The organism is Qipengyuania mesophila, from assembly GCF_019711655.1.
Taxonomy (GTDB): Bacteria; Pseudomonadota; Alphaproteobacteria; order Sphingomonadales; family Sphingomonadaceae; genus Qipengyuania; species Qipengyuania mesophila.
This window is the reverse complement of sequence record NZ_JAIGNU010000003.1, coordinates 1-14903: the sequence shown is the minus strand read 5'-3', so window position 1 is coordinate 14903 and position 14903 is coordinate 1. Positions and strand designations below refer to the sequence as shown.

18 protein-coding genes are annotated in these 14903 nt (G+C 62.9%); 4 read left to right on the top strand and 14 right to left on the bottom strand.

The window, feature by feature from the left end; all coding sequences use genetic code 11:
• Positions 1-86 precede the first annotated feature (86 nt).
• The 8 genes from rseP to rpsB all read right to left on the bottom strand — a co-directional run bounded on the left by rseP (position 87) and on the right by rpsB (position 7084).
• The gene (gene rseP / locus K3181_RS12955; RefSeq protein WP_221603550.1) at positions 87-1223 is read right to left on the bottom strand and encodes an RIP metalloprotease RseP; all 1137 of its coding nucleotides are present in this window, start codon (positions 1221-1223) and stop codon (positions 87-89) included.
• An 8-nt stretch (positions 1224-1231) separates the two neighbouring features.
• Complete coding sequence (dxr, locus tag K3181_RS12950) at positions 1232-2380, bottom strand: 1-deoxy-D-xylulose-5-phosphate reductoisomerase (RefSeq protein WP_221603549.1); 1149 nt, start codon at positions 2378-2380, stop codon at positions 1232-1234.
• Positions 2380-3093: a phosphatidate cytidylyltransferase gene (locus K3181_RS12945; protein WP_247715150.1), complete on the bottom strand. Its 714-nt coding sequence runs from the start codon at positions 3091-3093 to the stop codon at positions 2380-2382. The genes dxr and K3181_RS12945 overlap by 1 nt, the downstream gene beginning before the upstream one ends.
• Positions 3080-3763 carry a polyprenyl diphosphate synthase gene (uppS, locus tag K3181_RS12940; RefSeq protein WP_221603548.1) on the bottom strand — a complete coding sequence of 228 codons (684 nt, stop codon included), beginning with the start codon at positions 3761-3763 and terminating at the stop codon, positions 3080-3082. The genes K3181_RS12945 and uppS overlap by 14 nt, the downstream gene beginning before the upstream one ends.
• A 25-nt stretch (positions 3764-3788) precedes the next feature.
• Complete coding sequence (gene frr, locus K3181_RS12935) at positions 3789-4346, bottom strand: ribosome recycling factor (RefSeq protein ID WP_221603547.1); 558 nt, start codon at positions 4344-4346, stop codon at positions 3789-3791.
• Positions 4347-4374: 28 nt separating this feature from the next.
• Positions 4375-5091 (bottom strand): UMP kinase, encoded by a 717-nt coding sequence (gene pyrH / locus K3181_RS12930; protein WP_221603546.1) that lies wholly within the window; start codon positions 5089-5091, stop codon positions 4375-4377.
• Positions 5092-5293: 202 nt separating this feature from the next.
• Complete coding sequence (gene tsf, locus K3181_RS12925; protein WP_221603545.1) at positions 5294-6220, bottom strand: translation elongation factor Ts; 927 nt, start codon at positions 6218-6220, stop codon at positions 5294-5296.
• Between the two features lie 111 nt (positions 6221-6331).
• Positions 6332-7084, bottom strand: a complete 753-nt coding sequence (rpsB, locus tag K3181_RS12920) for a 30S ribosomal protein S2 (RefSeq protein ID WP_221603544.1) — start codon at positions 7082-7084, stop codon at positions 6332-6334.
• Positions 7085-7434: 350 nt separating this feature from the next.
• On the opposite strand from rpsB, the gene K3181_RS12915 reads away from it, so the two are divergent.
• Complete coding sequence (locus K3181_RS12915; protein ID WP_221603543.1) at positions 7435-7674, top strand: hypothetical protein; 240 nt, start codon at positions 7435-7437, stop codon at positions 7672-7674.
• Here the strand turns inward: K3181_RS12915 and K3181_RS12910 are convergent.
• From K3181_RS12910 to K3181_RS12900, 3 genes are all read right to left on the bottom strand, one after another.
• A complete protein-coding gene (locus tag K3181_RS12910) occupies positions 7658-8362 on the bottom strand; it encodes a CDP-alcohol phosphatidyltransferase family protein (protein ID WP_221603764.1) in 705 nt (234 codons plus the stop codon). The genes K3181_RS12915 and K3181_RS12910 overlap by 17 nt on opposite strands.
• A gap of 104 nt (positions 8363-8466) precedes the next feature.
• A complete protein-coding gene (locus K3181_RS12905) occupies positions 8467-9219 on the bottom strand; it encodes a phosphatidylserine decarboxylase (protein WP_221603542.1) in 753 nt (250 codons plus the stop codon).
• 39 nt (positions 9220-9258) lie between these two features.
• Positions 9259-10401 (bottom strand): beta-ketoacyl-ACP synthase III, encoded by a 1143-nt coding sequence (locus K3181_RS12900; RefSeq protein ID WP_221603541.1) that lies wholly within the window; start codon positions 10399-10401, stop codon positions 9259-9261.
• Positions 10402-10499: 98 nt separating this feature from the next.
• On the opposite strand from K3181_RS12900, the gene K3181_RS12895 reads away from it, so the two are divergent.
• From K3181_RS12895 to K3181_RS12885, 3 genes are all read left to right on the top strand, one after another.
• The gene (locus K3181_RS12895; RefSeq protein WP_221603540.1) at positions 10500-11210 is read left to right on the top strand and encodes a Crp/Fnr family transcriptional regulator; all 711 of its coding nucleotides are present in this window, start codon (positions 10500-10502) and stop codon (positions 11208-11210) included.
• 373 nt (positions 11211-11583) lie between these two features.
• A complete protein-coding gene (locus tag K3181_RS12890; RefSeq protein ID WP_425594554.1) occupies positions 11584-11817 on the top strand; it encodes a DUF2188 domain-containing protein in 234 nt (77 codons plus the stop codon).
• Between the two features lie 2 nt (positions 11818-11819).
• On the top strand, positions 11820-12446 hold the full coding sequence (locus tag K3181_RS12885; protein ID WP_221603539.1) for a hypothetical protein: 627 nt from the start codon (positions 11820-11822) through the stop codon (positions 12444-12446).
• Between the two features lie 15 nt (positions 12447-12461).
• Here K3181_RS12885 and K3181_RS12880 read toward each other — a convergent pair whose 3' ends face one another.
• The 3 genes from K3181_RS12880 to K3181_RS12870 form a co-directional block, all read right to left on the bottom strand.
• The gene (locus K3181_RS12880) at positions 12462-13013 is read right to left on the bottom strand and encodes a TIR domain-containing protein (RefSeq protein ID WP_221603538.1); all 552 of its coding nucleotides are present in this window, start codon (positions 13011-13013) and stop codon (positions 12462-12464) included.
• Positions 13013-13888: a macro domain-containing protein gene (locus K3181_RS12875; RefSeq protein WP_221603537.1), complete on the bottom strand. Its 876-nt coding sequence runs from the start codon at positions 13886-13888 to the stop codon at positions 13013-13015. The genes K3181_RS12880 and K3181_RS12875 overlap by 1 nt, the downstream gene beginning before the upstream one ends.
• A 427-nt stretch (positions 13889-14315) precedes the next feature.
• Positions 14316-14903, bottom strand: a 588-nt coding sequence (locus K3181_RS12870; RefSeq protein ID WP_221603536.1) for a potassium channel family protein, incomplete at its 5' end; no start/stop codon positions are given.

Here is a 14903-nt window from a genome sequence, read left to right as displayed (position 1 = left end):
GCGGCCCTGCCGTCCCCTGCCCCAAGCGCCTTTGCCAATCAAGCTTTGCCGCGGCGAAATGCCGGTAATCCGCTCCCTTTCCCCGGCTAATTCCCGAACACGGGAAGGCTCGCCAGATCATTGATCGTGACGAACACCATCAGCATCAGCACGAGGGCCACGCCGGCGCGGTACGCCACTTCCTGACCGCGCGGGCCGACCGGCTTCCGGCGGACTGCTTCAGCCGCGTAGAAAGCCAGGTGCCCGCCGTCGAGGGCCGGGATTGGCAGGAGGTTGATGAATGCCAAATTAAGCGAAATCAGCGCGGCAAACTGGACGAAAGCGAGCGGTCCGAGGCTGAGCTGCTCGCCCGAATACTTGGCGATCTTGACCGGCCCGCCGAGCTCCTGGATCGAGCGTTCACCGGTGAAGATCTGACCGACGCCGGTGACCATCATGTCAACAATGCCGAGCGAGTGATCGACCGCGAGGCCGAGCGAGGCCGGCAAGCTCTGCGGCTCGAAGGCGAAGCCCGCCGCACCCGAGGCTATCCCGATCATGCCGATTTTCGAGACATTGCCGAAGCGGTCCTTCATCTCGACGCTGCGCACCGGCACGTCGAAGCGCCGCTCGGCCCCGTCGCGCTCGACAGTGATCTCCAGAGTGCGCCCCGGGTAGAGGAGGATCGCGTCCTGCACGTCGCGGAAATCGTCCATCGGCTCGTTTTCGACCGCGACGATCCGGTCGCCCACCTCGATGCCGGCGGCACGCGCGGGCGAAATCTCGGAGAAGCCCGCGACTACGAGCTGCGCATCGGCCTCGGCGGGAACGGGCTTGCCGTAGAAGGCGAAGAAGCTCGCGAAGATCGCGAGGGTCAGCAGGATATTGGTCGCAGGGCCAGCAAAGACGATCAGGGCGCGTTTCCACAGCGATGCATGATGGAAGCTTCCGGCGCGTTCCTCTGCGCTCGCCTGCGCCGCCGCTTCGGCGTCGGGTATGCTCGCCGGGTTCATGTCGCCCTTGAACTGGACGTAACCGCCCAGCGGCAACGCCGACACCTTCCACCGCGTCCCACGTTTATCGGTGAAGCCCCAGATTTCCTTGCCGAAACCGATCGAGAACGCCTCGGCGTGGACACCGAACCAGCGGCCGACGAGATAGTGGCCGAGTTCGTGAATGGTGACCAGCGGCCCCAACAACAGCGGGAAACCGATCACGTAGTAAAGCCAGAGAGGCAGGTTCAATTCCAAGGTCAGGCGGGCTCCAGAATGCGGGTGGCACGGTGTCGTGCATCCTCGTCAACGCGCAAGACCTCTTCGAGGGTCCGCGGCGCAGCGGGCAATTCACCCTGTTCGAGAACGCTCTCCACCAATACCGCGATCCTGCTGAACGCAATCTTACCCGCCAGGAAGGCGTCAACGGCGATCTCGTTGGCGGCGTTGAGCACCGCCGGAGCCGCCCCGCCCGCCTGGGCAGCCTCGCGCGCGAGCCGGGTCGCGGGGAAGCGTGTCTCGTCGGGGGCGAAGAAGGACAGTTCACCGATCGCGGGCAGGTCGAGCGGTGCCATCGGCGTATCCATCCGCCCAGGCCAGGCGAGGCACGAGGCGATCGGTACGCGCATGTCCGAGGGACCGAGCTGCGCCAGGGTCGACCCGTCGCGATATTCGACCATCGAGTGGATCACGCTCTGCGGGTGAACGACGATGCGGATGCGGTCGAGCCCGACCGGAAAGAGGTGATGCGCCTCGATCAGTTCGAGGCCCTTGTTGAACATGGTCGCGCTGTCGACGCTGATTTTGGCGCCCATGTCCCAGTTTGGATGCGCCACCGCCTGTGCCGGCGTGACCGCCGAGAGGTCCTGTACCGTGCGCAGCGGTCCGCCGCTCGCGGTCAGCGTGATCGAGCGCACATCGCTGATCCGGCCGCCCTGGAGGCACTGGAAGATCGCATTGTGCTCGCTGTCGGTCGGCAGCAGTGTGGCACCATGCCGAGCGACGGCGGCGGTCATCACGTCGCCGGCGGAGACCAGTGCTTCCTTGTTGGCCAGCGCGATCGTGCCGCCCTGCTCGATCGCGGCCATGACCGGTCCGAGTCCGGCACAGCCGACGATCGCCGCGACCGTTATGTCGACCGGGCGCGCGGCCGCCTCGCACAATGCGGTGCGGCCCGCGGCCGCCTCGATGCCGCTGCCCGACAATGCCGCGCGCAGGTCGTCGAGGCGGCGCTCGTCGGCGACCACCGCGACCTCCGCCCCGAACTCACGCGCCGCTGCCGCCAGCCCGGCGACGTTCGAATTGGCCGTCAGCGCGACCACCTTCCATTCACCGGAATTGCGGCGGATCAGATCGAGCGTCTGCTCGCCCACCGAGCCGGTCGCGCCGAGGATGGAAATCGAGCGCATCAGCGTGCCGCCCCTAACAGGACGCCCGCAAGGATGATCACCGGGATCATGCCGTCGATCCGGTCGAACACGCCGCCATGGCCGGGAATGAGCTTGGAGGAATCCTTCACCCCGGCCTTGCGCTTGAGCCAGCTCTCGAAGAAGTCGCCCGCCTGCGCGGCCACGGCAGTCATTGCGCCGAGCCCAAGGATCTGCCCCGCCTCGGTCATGTCGAAGAACATCGTCGTGTCGCCAGAGGTGGCGCGGGCAGCGACATAGATCCATCCCGCGATCCACACGGTTGCGCCGATAATCGCTCCGAACAGCCCCGCCCATGTCTTCGACGGGCTGATTTTCGGCGCGATCTTGGGGCCGCCGAGCGTGCGCCCGAAGAAATAGGCAAAGGTATCGACGAACACGACGACGCCCACCACGCCGACCACGATCGGCAGCGGGAAGCGTGAGAGCATGTAGCCTGCAAGCGCGATATAGATCGTGCCGGCGGCAATGCCGGCGAGGCGGAAGGGGACGTTCGCCGTCGCCTTGACCACCAGCAGCACGAATTCGACGAGCGCCGCCAGGACCACTGCGAGGATGAACCAGCCGAACCAGGGATTGCCCGCCCACAGCGCGCCCACCGCGAGCGCGACCATGATCACTGCGGACACGATCCGCACCGGCAGGTCCGCATTCTTGCCGGCCGGCTTGGCCGCCGGGGTCTCAACGTCCGCCAAATCGCCTCTCCCTCTCCGCGAAATCGGCCAGCGCGCGCTTCAGGTGGTCGGGCGTGAAGTCCGGCCACAGCACGTCGAGGAACAGCATCTCCGCGTAGGCCGCCTGCCACAAGAGGAAATTCGAGAGCCGCACTTCGCCGCTGGTACGGATCAGCAGGTCGAGCGGCGGCAGTGGCGCGCTGAAGAGGTGGCGTTCGATCGCCTCTTCGGTGATCTCGCCTTCTGCTGCAGCCTTGCGCGCTGCTTGGGTGATTTCGGCCTGCGCACCATAGTTCAGCGCCACCGCAAGCGTGCGCGAGCCTGTCGAGGTCCGCTCGAGCGCGTCCTCGAGCATGTCGACGATATCGGAGGCGAGCGAGCGCCAATCGCCGAGGATGTGCAGCTTCACATCGTTGGCGATGAACTCGGGCAGATCCGATTTGATGAACTTGCGCATCAGGTTCATCAGATCGTCGACCTCTTCCTCGGGCCGCTTCCAGTTCTCGCTGCTGAAGGCATAGAGCGTCAGGCACTCGATCGAGGTATCCTTGAGGCTGCGCACCAGCTCGCGCACCGCCTCGACACCCTTCCTGTGCCCCATCACGCGCGGCAAGTGCCGGCGCTTGGCCCAGCGACCATTGCCATCCATGATGATGGCGACGTGCCGGGCCTGCTGCCCCTCGGTTGTCATCCTCTCACTCCGGACCCTGCCGCGCTTACTGCGTCAGGATTTCCTTTTCCTTCTGCGCAGCAGCGACATCGCATTCGGCGACGTATTTGTCGGTCAGCTTCTGGACCTCGTCCTCGCCGCGTTTGCGATCGTCTTCGGAGATTTCCTTCTTCTTCTCGTCGTCCTTGAGCGCTTCCATCCCGTCGCGGCGGACGTTGCGGATGGCGATCTTCGCCTGCTCCGAATAATTGCCTGCGAGCTTCGCCAGCTCCTTGCGGCGTTCCTCGGTCAGGTCGGGCATCGGCAGACGCACATTCTGCCCGTCGATCATCGGATTGAGGCCGAGATTGGCCTTGGCGATACCCTTTTCGACCGCGGTGACATTGGCCTTGTCCCACACCTGCACGCTCAGCATGCGGGGCTCGGGCGCGCTGACGGTGGCGACCTGGTTCAGGGGCATCATCGAGCCATAAACCTCGACCACGACGGGATCGAGCAGGCTGGTGTTGGCGCGGCCGGTCCTGAGGCCCGCAAGGTCACCCTTGAGGCTTTCGACGGCGCCCTTCATGCGGCGCTCGATATCGGCTTTGTCGTACTTGGCCATGGCGGCTTCCTCTGTCTGTCTTAGGCGTTCAGTTCTGGACGATCGTCTGGGTGCCCTCGCCGCTCAGTACACGGGCGAGATTGCCCTGCTCGCGGATCGAGAAGACGACAATCGGGATGTTGTTGTCGCGGCAAAGGGCGACGGCGCTGGCGTCCATGACCTTGAGATCGTCCGCCAGGACCCTGCCGTAAGTCACGGTTTCGAAACGCTTGGCATCGGCATTCTTCTTGGGATCGCTGTCGTAGACGCCATCGACGCTCGTGCCCTTCAGCAGCGCGTCGCAGTTCATCTCCGCCGCGCGCAGCGCCGCGCCGCTGTCGGTGGTGAAATAAGGCGCACCCACGCCGGCGGCGAAGATCACCACGCGCCCCTTCTCGAGATGGCGCTCGGCACGACGGCGGATCACCGGTTCGCACACCTGGTCCATCTGCACCGCGCTCTGCACGCGGGTCTGGACGCCAAGCTGCTCGAGCGCGTTCTGCATCGCCAGCGCGTTCATCACCGTCGCGAGCATGCCCATGTAGTCGGCCTGCGCCCGGTCCATGCCCTGCGCCGCACCGGCCATGCCGCGAAAGATATTGCCGCCTCCGATGACGAGGCAGATTTCGAGCCCCGTCTCCTTGGCCGCCTTCACTTCCCTGGCCAGTTCCATGACGAATGCCGGATCGATCCCGAACTGCTGGTCGCCCATCAGGACTTCGCCCGAGAGTTTCAGGAGGACACGTTTCATCGTCGATAGCGGCATGGGTTCTCGCTTGGCAGAAGTTTGCGCGGCCTTAGAGCGCATGGCGCTCGCTGCCAAGTGCGGCACATACGAAAACGGTCGCCGAACGTTACGCCCGACGACCGTTTCCATTCTCTCGCGAAGCCCGATCGATTGACCGGGCCCCGCAGCTACGCGCAGCTAGGCAGAGAGTTCCGCCGCTGACGCCGCGCGCCGCAAATAATTATCCGGCGACGGCGGCGGCGACTTCGGCTGCGAAGTCGCTCTCTTCCTTCTCGATGCCTTCGCCGAGCTGGAAGCGGACGTAGTCCACCAGTTCGACCTTGGCACCGGCATCCTTGCCGGCCTGCTCGACGACCTGCGCGATGGGGGTCTTGTTGTCCATCACGAAGACCTGGCTGAGCAGGGCGTTTTCCTTGGCGTACTTGTTGACCGCGCCGTCGACCATCTTGGCCTGGACTTCGGCGGGCTTGCCGCTTTCGGCAGCCTTTTCCGCGGCGATCTTGCGCTCGCGGTCGAGCACTTCGGCGTCGAGGCCTTCGGCGGTCAGCGCCTGCGGGAAGGCCGCGGCGATGTGCATCGCCAGCTTCTTGCCGAGTTCTTCGAGCTTGGCCGCGTCGCCTTCGCTCTCGAGCGCGACGAGCACGCCGATCTTGCCGAGGTCGGGTGCGACGGCATTGTGGATGTAGGGCACGATCACGCCGTTCGAGACCGATACGGTCTTCATGCGGCGGACCTGCTGGTTTTCACCGATGGTCGCGACATTGTCGGTCAGCTTGTCGGCAACGGTGCCGCCGTCGGGATAGGCAGCTGCCTTGAGCGTGTCGACGTCGTCGGCCGACACGGTCAGCGCGACCTGGGTCGCCTTGCGGACGAAGTCCTGGAACTTGTCGTTCTTGGCGACGAAGTCGGTTTCCGAGTTGACTTCGACGGCCACGCCCTTGGTGCCCTCGACGGCAACGCCGACGAGACCTTCGGCCGCGGTGCGGCTCGACTTCTTCTGGGCGGTGGCGAGGCCCTTGGCGCGCAGCGCGTCGACCGCGGCTTCGATATCGCCGTTCGAGGCTTCGAGCGCCTTCTTGGCGTCCATCATGCCCGCGCCGGTCTTCTCGCGCAGGGCCTTCACGTCAGCGGCAGTGAATGCAGCCATGATCAATTCCTTCATCTGGTAGTGTGCGGGCACCGGGCCTGCCCTGGTAGGCGGCCCGGCGCGTAGATCGCTTGTGTGACGGGCGCATTGCGCCCGATCACGAACCGGGCCTCAGGCCTCGACGGTTTCTTCCGGCGGATTTTCCATCGCGCCGACGTCGGCACCCGAATCCTGGATGCCTTCGCCGCGACCGCTCTTGGCGGCGTTGGCGACCGCGTCGCAGTAGAGACGGATGGCGCGCGCGGCGTCGTCATTGCCGGGGATCGGGAAGGCGATGCCTTCGGGATCGACATTGGTGTCGAGCACGGCGACGACCGGGATGCCGAGAACGTTGGCTTCCTTGATCGCGAGGTCTTCCATGTTGGCGTCGATCACGAACATCACGTCGGGGATACCGCCCATGTTGCGGATGCCGCCGAGCGACATCTCGAGCTTGTCCCGCTTGCGCGTGAGGTCGAGGACTTCCTTCTTGGTCAGGCCCTGCGTGTCGCCCGAGAGACGCTCGTCGAGCGTTTTGAGGTACTTGATACGCTCGCTGATGGTCTTCCAGTTGGTCAGCATGCCGCCGAGCCAGCGGTGGTTGACGTAGTGCTGGCCCGAGGCGAGCGCAGCTTCGCGGATCGCGTCCTGCGCCTGGCGCTTGGTGCCGACGAACAGCACCTTGCCGCCCGAACGCGCGGTCTGCTGCACGAAGTCGAGCGCACGCGCGAAGAGCGGCACGGACTGCGACAGGTCGATGATGTGGATGCCGTTGCGCGCGCCGAAGATGTACGGCTTCATGCGCGGGTTCCAGCGGTGGGTCTGGTGGCCGAAGTGTGCGCCGGCCTCGATCAGCTGCTGCATGGTGACGGTAGGAGCCGCCATAATCATATTCCTTTCCGGTTATGCCTCTGGAAAGCTGGAACCCTGGTGCGGTAAGATCCCGCGGCGGGCACCGGTATGTGCGCTTTCCATGTGGATTTGCCCGCTTCGGCACGGCCGGAAATCGACCGAATCCTGTGCGGACCGCGCGCCTTTACCCATGTCGGGCGGGGAAATCCAGACTCAATTCGCCGCAAAAAAGGGGAATCCGGGCGCGAAAAGCGCTTGACAGTCTGGAACAAATAGAGAACATTGTTCTCATCGCCGGCACAAAGGCGGTCAGGAAGAGTTGTCCACCTATTATCCCCGGCCTGTCAACAGGCTTGTCGGCAGTCGGGAAGGAGATTTCGCAAATGTTCGCATTGTTCCTTACCGCCCTCCTCGTCGTCACTGCCGTGGCGGTCGCGGGGGTGCTCGCCGATAGCGGACTGCGCTGGTGGTCCGCCTTCGGTGCGCTGCGGCGCGAACTCAAGGGTGAGACGGTGCAGCTCCTTCCGGCCCTGCGCCCGGCAATCAGCCTCGAAAAGCACTCGGCCTTCGGCCGGTGCGGCGCGATCGGCACCGTCGACGTGAAGGTCAGCCGCGCCGCCTGACGCGCGCATAGCGGATCAGCGTATAGGGCAGCAGCAGCAGATAGCCGATCCCGATCGCGCTCAGCGTCCACCATGGTTCCTGCAGCAGCGCGGCGAACAACAGCCCGACGAAGGCCAGCACCCACAGCCGAATACCCCGGCGCGGACGAAGCGATGTCCAGCTCGGCGTCGCCATGCTCGATATCATCAGCAGCGCGGTGACAACCAGCCATGGCGCGACCAGCAGCGGCTCGCGGAAAATCTCGAGATCGGTCGCGGCCCACAGGTAGAAGGGCATGAAGGCCAGTCCCGCCCCCATCGGAGCGGGAACGCCGGTCAGGAAGCCGAGCGATTTGTGCGGCTGATGCTCGACATCGATCTGCGCGTTGAACCGCGCGAGGCGCAGCGCGCAGCAGATCGCGAGCGCCAGCGCCGCAAACCAGCCCCAGCGCGGTTCGGCCGAGAGCGACCAGAGATAGAGAATGATCGCCGGCGCGGTCCCGAAGCTGAGCGAATCGGCGAGACTGTCGAGTTCAGCACCGAAACGCGACTGGGCCTTCAAGGCCCGCGCAATGCGGCCATCCATTCCGTCGAGAATGCCCGCGACGATCACCGCGACCGCAGCGAATTCCCACTTCCCGTCGACCGCAAAGCGGATGCCCGTCAGTCCCGAGCACAGCGCCGCGGCGGTCACCGCATTGGGGATCATCGCCCGCAACGTCAGCGCCCTTGCCCGCACGACGGCCGGCGGTTCGTCCTCGGTCGCCTTGGGACCGACCCGCAAGCCCGTATCGTGCTCGTTGGGCGGCAGGCTCACTGCGCGACGCCCTCGATCAGCTTCTGTGTGCCGATTTCGGCCAGCACGGTTTCGCCAGCGATGACCTTCTGGCCGAGCAATACTTTCGAGTCGGTCCCGGCGGGCAGGTAGACGTCAACGCGGCTGCCGAAGCGGATCAGGCCGACGCGTTGGCCGACGCCGACGGTGTCGCCCGGCTTGACGAAGGGCACGATCCGCCGCGCCACGAGGCCGGCGATCTGGGTGAAGCCGATCTTCAGTCCGTCGGTGCGTTCGATCAGGATATGCTGGCGCTCGTTTTCCTCGCTCGCCTTGTCGAGCCCGGCATCGACGAAGCTGCCCGGGATATAGACCACGCGGCGGACCGTGCCCGCGATCGGCGCGCGGTTGATGTGCACGTCGAAGACCGACATGAAGATCGAGATCCGCGTCACCTTGCCCGCGGTCAGGCCCGCATGTTCCGAGCCGTCGTCGACGATCATCTCTGCCGGCGGCTCGACCTCGGCGATAAGCGAGACCAGCCCGTCGGCGGGGGCCACGATCATCCGTTCGTCCTGGGGCACCACGCGCTCGGGATCGCGGAAAAAGGCGAACACGCCGAGCGACAGCAGCAGCAGTGGCCAGCCGACGATTTCCCAGTCGAGGCCGAGCAGGAACACGAGGCTGACACCCACCGCGATAACGCCGAACTTGCGGCCTTCGGGATGGATCGGGGGCCATGACCAGCGGACGTCGCCGCGGCCGCGATTGTCGAGAAGATCACCTGCCATCGGGGCCACCTAGGCGCTGCGGCCAAGCGTCACAAGCGGTTATGCCACCTTGCGCACGAACACCGCGCCGACCGAATAGCCAGCGCCGAAGCTGCAGATGAGCCCCGTATCGCCCTCGGCCAGGTCCTCGCTATGTTTGTGGAAGGCGATGATCGAGCCCGCGCTCGAAGTATTGGCGTAGGTATCGAGCACCGTCGGGCTCTCGTCGGCATCGGCCTCGTGGCCGAGCACGCGCTGCGCGATCAGCCGGTTCATCCCCGCATTGGCCTGGTGCAGCCACAGCCGCCGCAGCGCCTGCGGCTCGAGCCCCAGCCGTTCGGCCTCGGTGACGATCAACTCCGCGACCATCGGGACAACCTCCTTGAAGACCTTGCGCCCTTCCTGGACGAAGAGCTTGTCCGCCCTGCCCTCGCCTTCGGGCGAGGCACGGTTGAGAAAGCCGAAGTTGTTGCGGATATTGTTCGAGAAGACCGTCTTGAGCCGCGTACCGAGGATCTCCCAGTGCTCCGCCGGGGCCAGCGCTGCGTCCTCGACCAGAACCGCCGTCGCGACGTCGCCGAAGATGAAATGGCTGTCGCGGTCGCGCCAGTTCAGATGGCCGCTGGTGATTTCGGGGCTGACCACCAGCACGCTCCGCGCGTTGCCGGCTCGAATGTAGTCGGCCGCGGTCTGGATCCCGAAAGTGGCGGAGGAACAGGCGACGTTCATGTCAAAGCCGAAGCCGTCGATGCCCAGCTCCTGCTGAATCTCGACCGCCATCGCCGGATAGGGCCGCTCCATGTTCGACGCCGCGCACAGCACCGCATCGACATCGGCGACATCGCGCCCTGCCCGCTCGAGCGCATCGCGCGCGGCCTTCACACCGATCTCGGCGAGCACCGAAAGCTCCTCGTTCGAGCGCTCGGGCCAGCGCGGAGCCATGATCTCGGGGTCGAGAATCGGCCCTTTGGCCATCACGTGGCGCGCCTTGATCCCGCTCGCCTTCTCGATGAATTCGACCGAGCTCGGCTGCAGCGGCTCGATCGTGCCCGCCGCGATTCCATCGGCATTCGCCGCATTGAAGCGCTCGACATAGGCGTTGAAGCTCTCGACCAGCTCCTCGTTGGTGATGGTCTCGGGCGGCGTGAACAGCCCGGTGGAGGAAATGACGGGGCGCCCGGTCGGTTTCATGTCGTGACTCATCCCGGCTGGTTAGGCCGCGACCAGATTTCCCGCAAGCACCTCGCCTGCAGGGCAGCGCGGACTTGGCATCTCGGTGCCCAACCGATACTGCGATGGTCATGCCGGACATGCCGATTTCCCGACTGACGACCACTTGCAGCACCTGTGCGATCCGCAATCGAGCCATCTGCGCCGATCTGAACGATGCGGAGATCGGCCTGCTCAACGGCATCGGACGCCGCCGCACGCTTGCCGCGGGCGAGCAGGTGATGTGGGAAGGCGACGAGGCGGTGCTGGTCGCGAATGTTATCGAGGGCGTGCTCAAGCTGTCCTCGCATTCGGCCGACGGCAAGGAACAAATCCTCGGCCTGGTCTATCCCTCGGATTTCCTCGGCCGCCCCTTCGGCGAGACCTCGCCCTATGGCGTCGAGGCGCTGACCGAAGCGCATATCTGCGTCTTCGAGCGCACGGATTTCGACCGCTTCGCCCGCGAACATCCGCGGCTCGAACACAAGCTGCTCGAACGGACGTTGGCCGAGCTCGACCGGACGCGCCGCTGGATGGTGCTGCTGGGACGCATGAATGCCGAGCAGAAGGTCGCCAGCTTCCTGCTCGAAATGGCCGAACGGCTCGGAGTGCGCGCTATCGACGGACCGGTGCGTTTCGCGCTTCCGCTGTCGCGGCAGCAAATCGCCGACGTCCTCGGCCTCACGATCGAAACCGTAAGCCGGCAGCTGACACGCCTGCGCAACGAAGGCGCGATCGAACTCCCCTCACGGCGCGAGGTAATGTTGCGCGATCCGGCCGATCTCGAGGTTCGCGCGGGATAGCCAACACGCGGCGGCGTTCGACTGTCGAAGCATGGGAAGGCGGTGGTGGACAGGGCTGGAGAAGAACCAGTCCACGACATTCGTTGAAAAATGGCGGTTTTCTGCAAGTTTCCAAGCCATTGTGTAGCGGGGTTGTGTAGCAAAATGTAGCAGGCACAGCTCGGCTGGGAAGTGAAGTTAACTGCACAAATTCGGGGCGTGATCTTGAACCGATGGCGGGTTTGAATGAGTGTGCCGAATGGCTGCCTTGGGGTCGACAGCGGACTGTCGGCTGTCAAAGTTTTCAGGCGATCTTGCGGACATCGTCGCCATAAAGACCGCTTGGAGCACCTAGCGCCAAGTTAGCAGGACTGTTATATCCGTCGTGGAGGTAATGGCGATGGCGAAGCAAGGTCAGCACGTAGTTCGGAGTTCATCTGGTGGTTGGGCGGTGAAGAAGGCTGGTTCTTCCAGAGCGAGCAGCGTGCACAACACCCAAGCCGAGGCGATCAAGGCCGCAACAAGGATCGCTCAGAATCAGAAGACGGAACTTTATATTCACGGCCTTGATGGTCGAATTAGGGAAAGAAATTCCTACGGCAACGACCCGCATCCGCCGAAGGGCTGAGTTTGGTTCCATCATTTGAAAGGTCGGTCTTCGTCAACTGTCCATTTGACGAAGAGTATGCGCCGATCCTGCAGGCTTTAGCCTTTTGCATCGTCTATCTCGGCTTCTACCCCCGCTTAGCTCCAGAAAACGCCGACAACGCGGCGACGCGGCTCGATCGCATCGCTAAACTTGTTCGTGGCTCCAAGTATGGCATTCATGATTTGAGCAGATGCAAGTCGAGGACGGTCGACGAGTACGCGCGCATGAATATGCCCTTCGAACTTGGATTGGATCACGCATGTCGCCGGTTTGGACCTATTCCTCTGACGAGTAAGCGAATCCTTGTTTTTGAGCATACGCGCTTCGACTACCAACGGGCACTTTCAGACATTTCCGGTTGGGACATACGGGCCCATGGCGGTGGCCACGAAAAAGCTGTCCGACATTTACGAACTTGGCTCATTGCTGAGGCCGGAGCAGTTCCAATCGGGGCGGCGCTCATACAAGGGAAGTATATCGCCTTCCAAGAGTGGTACTGGGAACGAGAGTTAGCGGCAGGGTCCTCCGAGGAGGACATTCGCGAATATCCCACAACAGAGCTCGTTCGGGCGATGCACGAGTGGAAGGAAGCGGGAGAGCCCGTCTAACCGGCCATCGGGCGGTCAGAGCAACCCAAATTCTCTGTAGGCATCATCGTTGTAATAACCCAGACCACCTCCCGCCGGCACCTTGCTGTGGTTGAACTGCCCTATGGCATCTTCGATGGCGTTCCGATTGAATGGTATATGGATGACCTTTGCCTTGCCGTTGTCGATCCGTGTTTGCAGGGCACTTGGCCAGAGGTCGCGCAGGTTATTAGGCGACCGAATGACACCTTGGCCTGGGTAGGTAGCGATAATCGGAATGTGGCAACGGTCCACAGCGTCCCCTATTTCATAGGGGACAAAATCGGTATCGAACCTCGTTCGAGCGCCGATTATCAGCACCATGTTCTTCGAATTATCCATTCGCAGTCTAAGGCTGCGTTTGATGGTCTCCGCTTGACTGGTGTCGCGAACAGCAGAAACCTTGTCGTGGCTATTGTAGAATGGGAAAGCCGAGCCGTCTTTGGCTCTCCAGGCCAACATCATGCGATAGTATTTGATGTCGGACGCGGTAGGGTCCGTGCTGCCCTCGGCGTGGAATGCTATGTAAGTGCCGTTGCGGTAAGCCATCAGGGTTTCTTCCAGTCGCGCGCGATTTCTCGAATATCTAGCTCCTCGAAGCAGCTTTCGTGCAAGACGATCGTTACATGCTTTGGGAGACGGGCATTGCTGTTCGTGGCAAAGTCCACCAGCGCCAAAACGAGCAACCGCAGGAGATGTTGTGGCTCAAGCTTTACGCCTGACTGGCCATTGCCAAACAGCGGCATGGCTAATGGCTCACCATTTCCGCGGTCATGTACGAACTGAAGTCCCTGCCTCAGGGCGGTCCACAGCCTAGGAACGTCGCTCGACGCTTTCGACGTATTCAGGTCGGTGTTGGTCATGGCCATGAGGAAGACGGTGTGAGATCCGTTTGGCACGGAAACCGTGGTTCCTATTGGATAAGCCTTGCTCGGCTCAATTGTGCGAGCCGTCGGCGAGGCCACTGCACCTGCAGCCGCCAACGCGGGTTCCACCGCGGCGCGGAATGACCCAGCGCTCCCGCTGAAGTTCCGAACAATGAACTGCCCGTGGACTGTGTTCTTCGACACGGGAGCGCCCAGTTCACCGTCGAAGAACTCGTTCACTCCGATAAGCAAGTTCGCATCTTGAACAAAAATGTCCGAGTATTTGAGCGTGATCTTCGTGTCCGTATTTGGCACCTTGAACGACACTGACCCTGGCTCAAAGACATATGCCAGAAACACGACGACAAACAGGATTGCCATGGCAACCAGATATTCGGTGCCTTGTCCATCAAGCGCTGATTTCGCACTGGTACTGGCTGCGGTAAGCACCTCGGTGATTGTCCACACAGCACCGACAGCAGCCAACCCATTGCGCAGCCCGTTCCGCCAATGCCGCTGCACTCCGAGGGCAATGGATTTAAATAGATCAATGGCCATCCTGTAGAGCAGAATGACAAGTGTGCCCTGCCGAAGCAATCTGTTGGATCAAGGCATCCACAATGTCCGCCTCAAGACAGCCGGCACCCAAGCCTTAGCGACCGAAATGAGGGCTCAACGCTGACCGACAAAATGGGGCCGTTTGCGGACAGTCGGCTCTCGGCCAAGAGTCTCGAAAAGCGGTCGAAACGAAGATGGCGAGCTAAACCTTTTGCATTTCTCCGTCACCGTCTCTGACGTAATTGTCATCATTCATGTTGTGATACTCCGGAAGCGCATCACTTGTGCTCCGTGACCTGATCTTGCGGGGTCGGGTCCGCTGTTCGGATCGCCCAACCAAGCAATCCCAAAAGGACGACAGCGACCAGAACAGCCCAGAGGCAACCTAGGCCATGTTTTGGATGTTTCCCCCGATTTAGGAGTCGCCTCATAGCGCGGAAAACTTCTCGATGTTCGCGATCCTGCCCGAGACGACTAGCTCGTCTTCGGGAAAGATGATCGTATCCGGCACCGCGTGTATGAAGTCCTCGCCGCCTCGCTTCACGCCCACGACGGTGACGTCGAACTTTTTCCTGCACTCACTTGTGACGAGTGGCAGGCCGACGATTGGCTCGGGCGCCTTCAGGCGCGCGATGGCGAACTCATCGTCAAACGCAAGGAAGTCGAGCAACCGTTCGTTGACGAGGTGAGCCACCCTTTCGCCCATCTTCTGCTCAGGAAAGACGACGTGGTGCGCACCTGTGCGATCTAGTATCCGGCCATGGCGCTCGCTGGTCGCCTTTGCCCAGATATTAGGAAGCTCGAGATCGCAAAGCGCAAGCACAGTAAGAAGGCTTGCTTCCACATTGGTGCCGATGGCCACGACCGCGGTTTCAAATTCTGCCGCTCCAAGTCTGCGCAAGGTCTCGATTTCGGTGCAGTCCGCCTCAACGACTTGCGTCAGGAGATCCTTGTGATCACGAACGATCTCGTGATCGGCATCAACCCCGAGCACCTCGTGTCCCATCCGCTCCAG